The 12064-nt window shown below is 73.2% G+C and carries 3 protein-coding genes; all 3 read right to left on the bottom strand.

The features are described from left to right. Positions 1-8604, bottom strand: an 8604-nt coding sequence (locus tag BJP40_RS19885) for a polyketide synthase (protein WP_193097123.1), incomplete at its 3' end; no start/stop codon positions are given. Positions 8605-8606: 2 nt separating this feature from the next. Beyond that, positions 8607-9788, bottom strand: a complete 1182-nt coding sequence (locus BJP40_RS19880; protein ID WP_226962370.1) for an SRPBCC family protein — start codon at positions 9786-9788, stop codon at positions 8607-8609. Positions 9789-10205: 417 nt separating this feature from the next. After that, on the bottom strand, positions 10206-11450 hold the full coding sequence (locus BJP40_RS19875; RefSeq protein WP_071264418.1) for an NAD(P)/FAD-dependent oxidoreductase: 1245 nt from the start codon (positions 11448-11450) through the stop codon (positions 10206-10208). Between the last annotated feature and the right edge of the window lie 614 nt (positions 11451-12064).

Genomic DNA, 12064 nt, shown 5'->3' with positions numbered 1-12064 from the left:
CACCTGAGCGAACCGGGTCGAGTCGAGCAGCTGCGCCGACGCGCCGAACAGCAAATCCGTCAGGGGTACGTCGAGGTGTGCGGCGAGCAGGTCGGCGCACTCGTCGAGCGCGTCCCGGAACACGGGCTCGGTCCGGTACAGCCCTCGCCCCATGCCCGCGTACTGCGAACCCTGACCCGTGAACATGAAGACCACGGGCCCCGCACCCCCGCCGCCCCTGCGCACGACCGGGGCGGCACCGGATGCCACATCCCGTAGTGCCACGGCGAGTTCACCGGTGTCACGGCCCGAGACGACGGTACCGAACCTGCCCTCGGCCCGTCCGGTGTTCGCTGTGAACGCGACATCGCCGACGCGGTTCTCGTCCACCTCGGCCAGCCGGTCGGCGTAGGCGCCGGCCAGCGCGCGCACGGAGGTCTCGTCGGACGCGTCCACGCGCACCAGGTACGACTCCTGCGCCACCGTCTCGCGGGCCGGAGCGGCGGGCGGCTCCTCCAGGATGACGTGGGCGTTGACGCCGCCCATCCCGAACGCGCTCACCGCACCCCGCCGCGGACCACCCACGGGCCGCGGCCACTCCATGACACGGTCCGCAAGATAGAACGGCGTGTCCTCGAAACGAATGTGATCGTTCGGACGCACCACATGCAGCGACGGCGGAACCACCCCCCGCTCCATCGACAACAGCACCTTCACCAACCCCGCAAGACCCGCAGCCGGCTCCAGATGCCCGACATTGCCCTTCAACGAACCGATCGCACAGAACTGCGAACGATCCGTCACCGCCCGCCACGCACGCGTCAACCCCTCCACCTCGATCGGATCACCCAGACTCGTCCCCGTCCCATGCGCCTCCACCAGACCGATCGACTCCACCGACACCCCCGCATCCGCCAACGCGGCCGAGATCACGGACTGCTGGGCCGCGCTGCTCGGCACCGTCAGACCGCTGGTACGGCCGCCGTGGTTCACCGCCGTGCCCTTGATGACGCCCCGGATCCGGTCGCCGTCGCGCAGAGCCGCCCGCAGCGGCTTCAGCACCACGGTCACGACGCCCTCACCCGGTACGAACCCGTCCGCAGCCGAGTCGAACGGCCGCAGGGCGTTGGTCGGGGAGAACGAACGCAGGCGGGAGCCGAGTTGGAAGTACTGGGGGGACATGCCCAGGTGGACGCCGGCGACGACGGCCTGCTCGCACTCGCCCGCGCGGATGCTCCGCACCGCCGTGTGCAGCGCCACCAGCGACGACGAACACAGCGTGTCGATCGTCATGCTCGGCCCGTGCAGGTCCAGGAAGAAGCTCACCCGGTTCGCCAGGATCGCGTTGTGGTTGCCCAGGCCCGCGGGCGTCTGGACGACGTCCCCGACGACGGTGTCGCGGTAGTGCTGGTAGCTGGCGCCCACGAAGACGCCGGTGGCCGGCTGGGACCTGCCCGCCAGGCCCGCGTCCTCCAGGGCCCGCCAGGCGGACTGGACGAGGTGCCGCTGCTGCGGGTCGATCCATTCCGCTTCTGCGGGTGACAGCCGGAAGAACCCGGGGTCGAAGTCGGTGAGGCCGTCGACGAAGCCCGCGCGCCGGAGGTAGACGGTGCCGGGGGCGCCGTCGGTCCCGTAGTAGGCGTCGATGTCCCAGCGGGAGGACGGGACCTCGGTCAGGCAGTCCTCGCCCTCCGTCAGCACCCGCCAGAGCTCGTCGGTGTTCCCGGCGTGGGGGAACACCCCGTCGAAGCCGATGACGGCGATGTCATGGAGCGCGTCGTCGCCCGCGGCGCGGGTGGCGGGCGCCACCGGGGCGGAGACCGCGACCGGCTCGGTGCCCGCGACCGGAGCGGCGGCGCCGACCTGCACGGGGGGTGTCAGGTCCGGTGCCGGAGCCGGCGGTGGCGCCGGCTCCTCGTCGCCCGGCCCGCCCGGCTCGTCCGCGTCGGCTCGGATGCCGGGGGCGTCGACGGGCGGCGCGGTGACGCCGTACTCGTCCCGCAGCTCCGCTGCGAGGCGGTCGACCGTGCCGACCTCCAGGACCAGCGTGACCGGGATGTCCACGCCGAGCCGGGCCCGGATGTCCTGGGCCAGTGAGACCGCGAGCATGGAGTCGAGGCCCTGCTCCTGGAGCGGGCGGTCGGTCTCCAGTTCCGCCGCGTCCAGCTCCAGGGCGGCGGCCACCCACTCGGCGAGTACCGCCTCCAGCGAGCGGCCCGGGCGGTGGCCGGGCACGTGGCCGTTGGAGACGGCCACCGGGGCCGGCGGTGCGGCCGGGGCCCGCAGCGGCGCCGGGGCGGGAGCGGGAGCGGGGGCCGGGTTCGGGCGGTGGCCCTGGCCCGTGCCGCCGGCCGCGCCGTCCCCGGACGGTGCCGGGGACAGCCGCTTCCAGGTGACCCCGCGCGCCTCCAGCACGGGCTCGTCGCCGTCGAGGACGACCAGGCTGGCGGTCAGCAGGCCGGAGCCCGGACCGGCGTCGCGGTCCCGCCGCGCGTACACGCGGGCGGTGGCGGGAAGCCGGCCGAGGACGCTGAGCCGTTCGACGGTGAAGGGGACGTACAGCCCCTGCGCGCCGCACGCGGCGAGCGCGACCTGGAAGGCGCCGTCGAGGAGCCGGGCGTCCACGGCCCCGCTGACGGGGCCGTCGCTGCGGAGCACGCCCACGGCCTCCCCCGGAGCGACCGACAGCGCGGCCACCGTCCGGAAGCCGGTGCCGTACTCCAGCCCGACGCGGGAGAACGCCTCGTACATCGCGTCGAGCCCGACCTCGGTGAAACCGCGGGAGGTCGGCGGGGCGGCGAGCGCGGGCTGCTCGGGCGCGGTCAGGGTCGTGGTGCACACCAGGGCGCCGGAGCCGTCGTGGAAGGCGAGGGCGTCCCCGTCGCGCGCGGCGGTGACGGTCGCGGGCGCCTCGACCGCGGCCCGGAAGGTCAGGTCGCGCAGGCCGAAGCGGTGCCGGCCCAGCAGGTCGGCGACCTTGGCGGGGTACCCGGCGCCCGGCAGGGTGGGCCGGCCGAGGACGAGGTGCTCCGCGGCCTCCGGGTGGTCCGTCCAGGTGCTGCGGGGAGCGGCGGGAGCGCTGTCGGGCCCTTGCGGCCGCTGCGCGGGTTCCAGCCACAGGTACTTCTCGGCGTGCGGCGCGGTCGGGAACCGTACCCCGGCGCGGCGGCGCGCCGCCGTGGCGAGGTCCGCGCCGGCCGTGAACGCGCGGGCGGCGTCGGCGAGCACGTCCCGCGTGGCCTGCGGGCCCGTGGGCAGGTCGTACGGGTGCGCCGCGAGGGACGCGACGCCCACGTGGAGGGAGCGGACGTCCTCGACGCCTGCCAGGAACAACTGGATCTTGTCCTGGAGTTGTTCGACGCTGTCCGCCACGCACGCCAGCCGGTGCACTCCGGCCGGCCGCGCGCGGCTCGCCTCGGCGAGGGCGTCGAGCGGGGGGCAGTAGGCGGAGCGCAGCAGCAGCACGAGCCGGCGTGCGAGGGTGCGCAGCGCTTCGTCCGACCCGGCGGAGAGGACCAGCAGCTGCGGGCCGGGGTCCGTGTCCGCCTGGTCGGTGCCCGGTGCGGCCTCCACCACGACGTGGGCGTTCACACCGCCGAACCCGAAGCTGCTGACGCCCGCGACGCGCGGTCCGGGGCCCCACGGGACGGGTCGGTCGGCCACGAACAGCGGCGAGCCGTCGAAGTCGAACGACCGGTTCGGGGTGGTGTAGTTGAGGGACGGCGGGATGTGGGCCGCCTGGAGTGCGAGGACCGTCTTGATGAGGCCGGCGATGCCCGCGGCGGGCTCCAGGTGGCCGATGTTGGTCTTCACGGAGCCGACGGCGACCGGCCGGCGGTCCGCCGGGTCGGCGAGGACCGCGTGCAGGGCCTCCAGTTCGATGAGATCTCCGAGCTGGGTGCCGGTGCCGTGCGCCTCGACGTAGCCGATGTCGGCGGCGGTGCGCCCGGAGCGTGCCAGCGCCTTGCGCAGCACGGCCTCCTGGGCCGGCCTGCTGGGTGCGGTGAGGAAGCCGGCGCTGCCGCCGGTGTGGTTGACGGCCGTTCCGCGGACGACGGCGAGGACGGGGTCCCCGTCGCGCACGGCGTCGGACAGCCGCTTGAGGATGAGGGCGCCCGCGCCCTCGCCGCGCACGTATCCGTCCGCCGCGTCGTCGAAGGCCCGGCACGCTCCGCGCGGGGAGAGCATCCCGTTGCGGGTGAACGAGCGGGTCTTGGCGGGGGTCAGGACCAGGTTGGCGGCTCCGACCACGGCGGCGTCGACCTCGCCGGCCCGCAGGTGCAGGGCGGCCTGGTGCAGGGCGACGAGGGAGGACGAGCAGGCCGTGTCGACGGCGACGCTCGGCCCGGACCAGTCGAAGACGTGGGACAGGCGGTTGGCGGCCATGGAGGGTGCCGTGCCGGTCGCCACGTGCGGGTCGGCGTGGCCGACGCTGCCCGCCACGATCTCGGGGAAGTCGCTCGCGATGACGCCGACGAAGACGCCGGTGGAGGCGCCGAGGGAGGTGTGGTCGTGGCCGCAGCTCTCCAGGGCCTCCGCGGTGACGCTCAGCAGGATCCGCTGGAGCGGGTCCATGCGGCGGGCCTCGCGGTCGGTGATCCCGAAGCGGGCGGCGTCGAAGTACTCCACCCCGTCGACCCAGCCCATCCGCACGTCGTCGGCGCCCTCCTCGGACCACAGGTGGGCCCAGCCCCGTTTGCCCTCGGGGGCGTCCCCGATGCTGGACACACCGGCCATGAGGTTCTGCCACAGTTCGTCCGGGGTGCTCGCCCCGGGGAACCGGCAGGCCATGCCGATCACGGCGAGGGCGCCGTCGTCGGTCGGCCGGGCGGGCTGCGCGGGCCCTGCCGGGGCCGTCGCGGACGCGGAGGACACGGCCCTGACCGGCTCGGCGGGACCGGGGGCGGGTCCCCCGTGCACAGGCTCGCTCCCGGCGGGCTCGGCCGCGGTGTCCGTCGCCGCAGGTGCCGGTACGGGCACCTGGGGTGCCCGCGGCCTCCCCTCGGTGGCGCGGTCGTCGCGGTCGCGGAGCCGTACGACGCCCTCGGCGCCGAGCAGACGGGCCAGCTTCACCGGAGTCCCGGAGGCGAAGACGGACGGAGCGGTGACGGTGACGCCCAGCTCGCGGCCGAGTCGTGCGGCGGCGACGGTGACGTTCACCGAATCGCCGCCCAGGTCGAAGAAGTTGGCGTGGACGTCGAAGCGGGGGTGGTCCAGCGTGGCGGCGAAGACCCGCGCGATGGACTCGGCCAGCGCCTCTTCCGTCAGGCCCGGCTCCTCGGTCTGCGCGGCCTCCGGCCCGGCGGCCGGCTGCGCGGGCCCGGGCTCGGCGTCGGGCTCCGGGGTCCGCGGGTGGGCCCCGGTCTCCGGTGCCGTCGCCGGCCCGGAGGGCGTGGCGGCGGGCCGTACGGCCTCCGGCAGCGTCACGGCCTCGGGCGCGGCCGGCGTCCCGGGCGCGGTGGCGGCCTCCGGCTCGCCGTCCGAGGGCAGGATGGTGTCGCGGGTCGGCAGCGGGAGCCGGGCGCGGGCCACCTTGCCGTTGTCGGTGAGCGGCAGCTCGTCCAGGTCGACGTAGGCGTCCGGCACCATGTAGGCGGGCAGGGCGGCGCCGACGAGCGTGTCGAGCCGCGCCCTGCCCGGGAGTGCGTCGCCGACCAGGTAGGCCGTGAGCCTGGGCTCGCCGCGTCCCTCGAACCGGGCCGCGACGACCACGGCGGCGGTGACGCCGTCGATCCTCTCCAGGACCCGCTCGATCTCGGCGGGTTCGATGCGGTGGCCGCGCACCTTCACCTGCGCGTCGGTGCGGCCGAGCCACTCGATGGCACCGTCCGGGTGCAGCCGCACCTCGTCACCGGTGCGGTAGAGCCGGACCCCGGTGGCGGGGTGGTCGAAGAAGACCTCCTGCGTCAGGTCGGGCCGTCCCGCGTAGCCGCGGGCCAGTGCGGTGCCGGAGAGGTACAGCTCGCCGGTGCTGCCGGCCGGGCACGGCTCCAGGTCCGCGTCCAGGACGTGGAGCCGCATGTGCGGGAGGGGCTCTCCCAGCGGCAGGAAGGCGCCGACGGTGGTGACGGGGTGGGCGGCTGCCCAGATCGTCGCCTCGGTGGGGCCGTAGAGGTTCCACAGGGCACGGGCGGGTTCGTGGAGCCGCTCGGCGACGGCGGGCGGCAGTGCCTCGCCCCCGGAGAGGACGGTGAGTCCGGCGTGCGGGGTCCAGCCGGTGCCGAGCAGCAGGCGCCACAGGCTGGGAGTGGCCTGGGCCACGGAGACGGTGCTCGCGAGCTCGGCCAGGCGGTAGGGGTCGGCCGCGGTCTCGCGGGAGGCGAGGACCACCGTCGCGCCGACGGTGAGCGGCAGGAGCAGTTCCAGGAGGGAGATGTCGAAGGCGACGGTGGTGTGGGCGAGGACGGTGTCGTCCGCGCCGACGCCGAGGCGTCCGCCGATCCCGGTGAGGAAGTCGGCGAGTGCCCCGTGGCCGACCTCGACGCCCTTCGGGTTGCCGGTCGAGCCGCTGGTGAAGAGCGTGTACGCCAGGTCGTCCGCGGTGACGCGCGGGGGCACGGCCTGGCTGGACCCGTCCGCCTCCGGCACCCGCCGCGCGGGGCCGAGGGACGCGCCCAGGTCGTGGGTGCGGGCGTCGGTCAGGATGAGGTCGCAGCGCGAGACGTCCACGTACCGCCGCAGCCGGTCCACGGGGTATCCGGGGTCCAGGGGCAGGAAGGACGCGCCGGCCCGCAGGATGCCGAGCACGGCGGGGAGCAGGGCGGTGTCACGCTCCATCAGGACGCCGACGACGGAACCGTTCTCGATGCCCTCGTCGTGCAGGCGTGCCGCGACGGCGTCCGCCCAGGCGTCGAGGCCGGCGTAGTCGAGCGTGCGGGTCCCGGCGCGGACGGCGGTGGCGCGGGGGTGTTCGGCCGCGGCGGCGGCGAAGAGGTCGAGGACGGTCCCGGAGCCGGAGGCGTCCCCGGCCTGCTCCGGTTCGGGCCGGTCGCCGGTGGTGTCGGATGCGGATGCGGAGCCGCCGGGTGTGCCCGCGGAGGGCTCGGCGGGCGGCTCGTCGCCCTGGAGGAGCGCCGTCATGGCGAGGTCCTCGACGCGTTCGACGAACTCCAGGGCCTCGTCCTCGTCCATGGCGGTCTCCCGCACGAAGACCGTGGGCGGGCCGTCGGCCAGGGAGAGCAACGCGATCTCGGTGTGGGGTTCGGCGGACGCCTCCTCGCCCCCGGCGCGTTCCAGCACCATGACGCGGGTGAAGCTGGGCTCGTCCGTGCCGAGCGGCCGTCCGGCGAGGCCGAGCCGCAGTTCGAGGTCGGCTGCGTAGCCCTGGTGGGCGGCGGCCTCGTCGAGCCTCTCCCGCAGGGCGCGGGTGGTGCCGCCGTCGAACCGGACGGGGAAGCGGGCGGCGGTCAGGCCGTGGGTGCGTTCCGCGAGGACGCGGGCGTCGGACGGCGACCAGGCGAAGTCGAAGACGTCCTCGCCGGTGCGCTCGGCGACGGCGGCGAGGAAGGCTCGGAGGACCGTGGTGCTCTCCTCCCGCGAGGCCGGGATGTAGGCCAGTTCGTAGTGGCCGTAGTGGGCGGTGGCCGCGGAGAAGTCGTCGGCGGGCAGCGGGGCGGGCCGCACGTCCTTGAGGCGGGCGCGCCACCAGGGCTCGTGGGGGCGCAGCTTCTTCTGGGCGTCGGCGAGGTCGGCGAGCCGTTCGGCGGAGACGGCCGGCAGGGGGGAGCCGGGGGCGATGCCGAGGCGCTGCGCGGCGGCCTGGCCGCTGAGCGTGCTGCCGTCGACGGCCCGCCAGTCGCTGAGGACGAGGTCGGCGTCCGGGGCGGCCAGGGTGATGGCGGAGGTGGTGACGGACAGGACGGTGGTGTCGTCCCGGGGTTCGTCGCGCGGGATCAGCCGGGCCTGCAGGGTGTAGACGGCGCCCAGTTCGGTGGCGAGTGCGGGCACGCCGAGCGGGTTCGGGAAGGAACCGTAGTCGAGCGCCCTGACCAGCCGGACGGCTTCGGCGGCGGAGGTGCCCGCGTGGATGACGCCGCCGTCCGCCATGCGTGCGGACCGGCGGTAGAAGCGGCGCTCGCGGTCGCTCGTGTCGATGACCTCGGGGAGGGCGCGCCGGGTGACGTACGGGACGAGGTCGGCGAACAGCTCGATGCCCACCTCGGCCGTCTCGTAGGTGAGGGAGAGGGCGGTGGCGTGGTCGCGGACCGGGAACCAGCGTTCCAGCAGCACGCCCCCGGCGTCGACGGCCTCGGTCATCAGGTGCCAGGTGGCCGCGTGCCGGGGGGCGCCCTCGTACAGGGCCCAGGCGGGGACGTGGCTGCCGGAGTAGCGGGGCAGCGGTCCGTCGTGGAAGTTGACGGCGGCGACCCTCGGCAGGGCGAGGACGGATCCGGGGAGGATCCGGAAGTTGACCATGCTGAACAGGTAGTCGAACGGCCGGTCCGACAGGGTGGCGACGAGGTCGCCGCGGGGATCGAGGAGGGGGATGCCGTGGGTGTCCGCGAAGGCCGCGACGGCGGGGTCGTCGCTGAGGATGCCCTCGATGGTGACGCCGGCGTCGAGGAGCCGGGCGGCGCACTGGGTGAGGACGCGGGTGCCGCCGATGAGGTAGCAGGTGGCGCTCATGGTCACTCCGCCGCCTTTCCTGCGGCGGGCTCGGCGGCGGGAGTGTCGGTGGTCTCGCGGGCGACCCAGGCGTCGATCTGGGCGACGACCTCCTCGTCGTAGGAGAGCTGCCCGGGGGTCCACAGCGGGTTGGAGAGGCCGCGGTGGGTCCGCTCGCACATCTCCCAGTCCTCGTAGTTGGCCTTGTCCCACAGGGCGAAGACGGCCTCGTGCGAGAAGTCGCTCTTCGCCGTCTCGGTGGGGTGGAAGAGCCAGAAGTGGCGGACGAAGCAGGTGCCGGGGCTCTCCGGCCAGACCCACTGCATCATCACGTAGTCGGCCGTGAACCCGAAGAGGAGGTTCGGCAGGATGGTGATCCAGTTGATCTTCTGGAGGTCGCCTTCGGGCACGTTCGGCATCGGGGTGCGGCTGCTGCGTCCCGTCATGGAGACGGAGTTGTAGCCGGTGCGGATCGACTGCCAGGCGCCGACGATGTCGCCCTTGAGACCGTAGGTGCCGGCGTCGTCGAAGTCGGTGATGCGGTGCAGGTCCTTGTGGGCGGTCGGGAAGTGGAGGCTCTCGTTGACGTTGTGCGCCACGAGCTTCCAGTTCGAGGCGACGGGGTAGTCCTTGGCCTCGACGCACTCCAGGTCGGCGAGGTCGTACGCCTTGGCGAACACACCGAACTCGCCGAGGGACTCGTCGAGGTCCGGGGCGTCGTCGGAGAGCGCCACGAAGACCACACCGAAGCGGACCTCGGTCCGCACGGGCAGAAGGCCGTTCTTCTCCTTGTCGAAGAAGTGGTCCATGTACGTGCCGTTGAGGCTCTTCAGCTTGCCGTTCCGGTCGTACACCCAGCAGTGGTAGAGGCAGACGAGGCTCTGACGCTTGCCGGTGGCCTCCTCGACGAGCTTGTAGCCCCGGTGCCGGCAGTAGTTGTGGTAGGCCTGGATCCCGTCGTCACCGCGGATGATCAGGATGGATCCCGAGCCGATGTTGAGGGTGCTGTAGGCGCCCTTCTCCTTCAGGCGGGAGACGTGGTCGACCGGGATCCAGCGCCGGCCGTAGATGCGGGACATCTCCCGGCGGAACTGCTCCTCGCCCGTGTAGAACTCGTGCGACCTGCCGATACCGCCGGTCTCGAAGTAGGGCCTGTCCTCATCCTGGTCACTGATGAGGTCGAACATGCTGGACGCACGCGTCATCTGCGGGACTCCCTCGGAGGTGAAGCGCATGGAATACCCCGGGTTCGCCGCGGCGGGGCCCCGCGGGCAAGCCGCGAGGGCCCCTGCGCGTCGGGACGGCGGGGTGAAGGAACGTGATGCGGGGGGAGTGTGTGCGGATCCGGGCGGACCAGGCGCGGCGGCGTGGGCGAGCGGACCGGCCGACGCGTTCCCCGAGGTCACGCCGACGGGCGTCGGCGGGCGGGACGATCGTCCCGCCGGGAAGGCTCGGGGAGGGCGGTGTGGGAGGCGGCCGGTGCGCGGGAAGCGCGAGGCTCGGGCGCGAGCGCCGACGCGGGCACGCCCGGCGCTCGGTTCGGGGCTCGGCGCCCGGTGAGAGGGTGCGGGGCCCGGGGGGGTGGGTCGGAGGGTGAGGAGGGCGGCGGACAGGCGCGGGCGTCAGCCGGCCGGGTCGTAGATCCGCTCGTCTTGGGGCACACCCGCGGCGTCGTAGAGCCGCTCCAGGGCGTCCGGCGCGTAGATCTCGTAGTCGGGGACGACGCCGCCGATCAGGCCGAGCATCTTGTCGGTCCACTCCTGGGTCGCGCTCATGGCGCTCATCGTCGCCTTGAAGAACGGCGGCAGTTCGGTGAGTTCGCCGAGGGTGGTCGTGAAGTCGTAGACCCCGGCGCTCTCCTCGTCGCGGAGCTTGTTGTACTCGGCCAGTGCCTCCTCCATCGGGCGCTCGCCCGACAGGCCCTGGTGGATGCGCTCCGCGAGCAGCTCGCCGTGGAGGAAGGAGTCGGTGATGCCCCAGCCGGTGTAGGGGTCCTTGTGGTAGCCGGCGTCACCGACGAGCGCCCAGCCGGGCCCGTGGGCGCGGCGGTAGTAGTTGTCGGGGTAGCGCATGGGGCGGAAGTCCTCCACCCGCGTGCCCTGGTCGCGGAGCTGCTCGCCCATCTCCGGGGAGACGTCGTCGATGACGGCCTGGAAGTTCGTCTCGACGTCCTGGCGGAACTCCTTGAGGTGGCGCTTGGTGCAGATGACGGCCACCATGTTCACGTCGCCGTTCGTCGGCCAGGTGCCGAACCACTTCTCGTTGAAGCCGGTCTTGTGGTGCAGGCCCCACGACTCGAGGCCGCTGTAGTACGAGTAGTAGATGAAGCCGGCGGCGGGGCGCACGTTGTACAGTTCCGCGCCGACCTTCTTGGCGACGGTGGAGTGGAAGCCGTCGGCACCGACGACGATGCCGGCGCGGAACTCCCGCTCGGGACCGTCCCCTTCGCGTCCGCGGATGCCCGTGACACGGCCGTCGGAGACCACCACGTCGGTGACGGTGAAGCCTTCGAGGACCTCGGCGCCGGCCCGGCGGGCGGCGTTGACGAGTATCTCGTCCAGCACGGTGCGGCGCGGGCAGTAGACGGCGTCGACACCGTCCACGGGCTCGGCGAAGCCATTGAGGTGGATGCCCCGGTACGAGTAGTGCATCTTGCGGAGCGCGGGGGTCTTGGCCGCGACGATCTCGTCGAGCAGGCCCCACTCCTTGAGCCGCAGCAGGCCGGCCTGGTGGATGTAGTGGGTCGACACCGTGTCGCTGGGGAAGGAGGCCCGGTCCACGACGAGCACCCGGTGCCCCTGTCGGGCCAGGAGCATCGCCAGCGGAGATCCCGCGCAGCGGCCGCCCACAACAATGGCATCGTACATAGAGGTCCCCCGCTGGGTAGTTTAAGGATCTGACGGGTGGTCAGTCCCGCGGATCGAACGTGGTACGGAGGCTAAGGAGAGTGACAGATCCAGGTCAAGCGTTGGTCATGGAGCCCGTTCGGCCACTGCGCGAATCCCGCCACCTGAAGGACTTATTCCGCCCCCGCGGACGTCCGATACCACCCGATCCATACACTTTTTCAGGGCGGGAATGTGAGGCACGTCACTCGATCGAGCAGGGTAAAGAACAAGCCATCACGAAGGCGCCAGGAACAGAGGGGTTTCCTTCTGTACTACCGGCATTGCATTTCCCGAATAGTGGGTTCCACTGATCGGTAACTCCTCACTGCAATCCCCTTGCCCACACGTCGGCCGGCCCCGGAAAATCGGCCTTCGGCCATGAGGGGCGCATATACGTCGGCGGTGCCCTCGCGCCGACTGCGGAACCGGTCGGGCACGCCCCCCGCACCGTGGTTCCGGCCCGATCCGCACCGGGGAGGCCGTCGACCGCACCATGCGTGGAGGCTGCTTCCCCCGGGCTCGCCGAGACCCGCACACCGCCGCCGTTCCCGCCTTCGAGGAACCGAAGTGCCGACAGCGTCATGGCCCTGCTC

It is taken from the genome of Streptomyces sp. CC53 (assembly GCF_001865245.1).
Taxonomy (GTDB): domain Bacteria; phylum Actinomycetota; class Actinomycetes; order Streptomycetales; family Streptomycetaceae; genus Streptomyces.
Note: the sequence above shows the minus strand (reverse complement) of the source record. Positions and strands in the feature narration are given on the sequence as shown.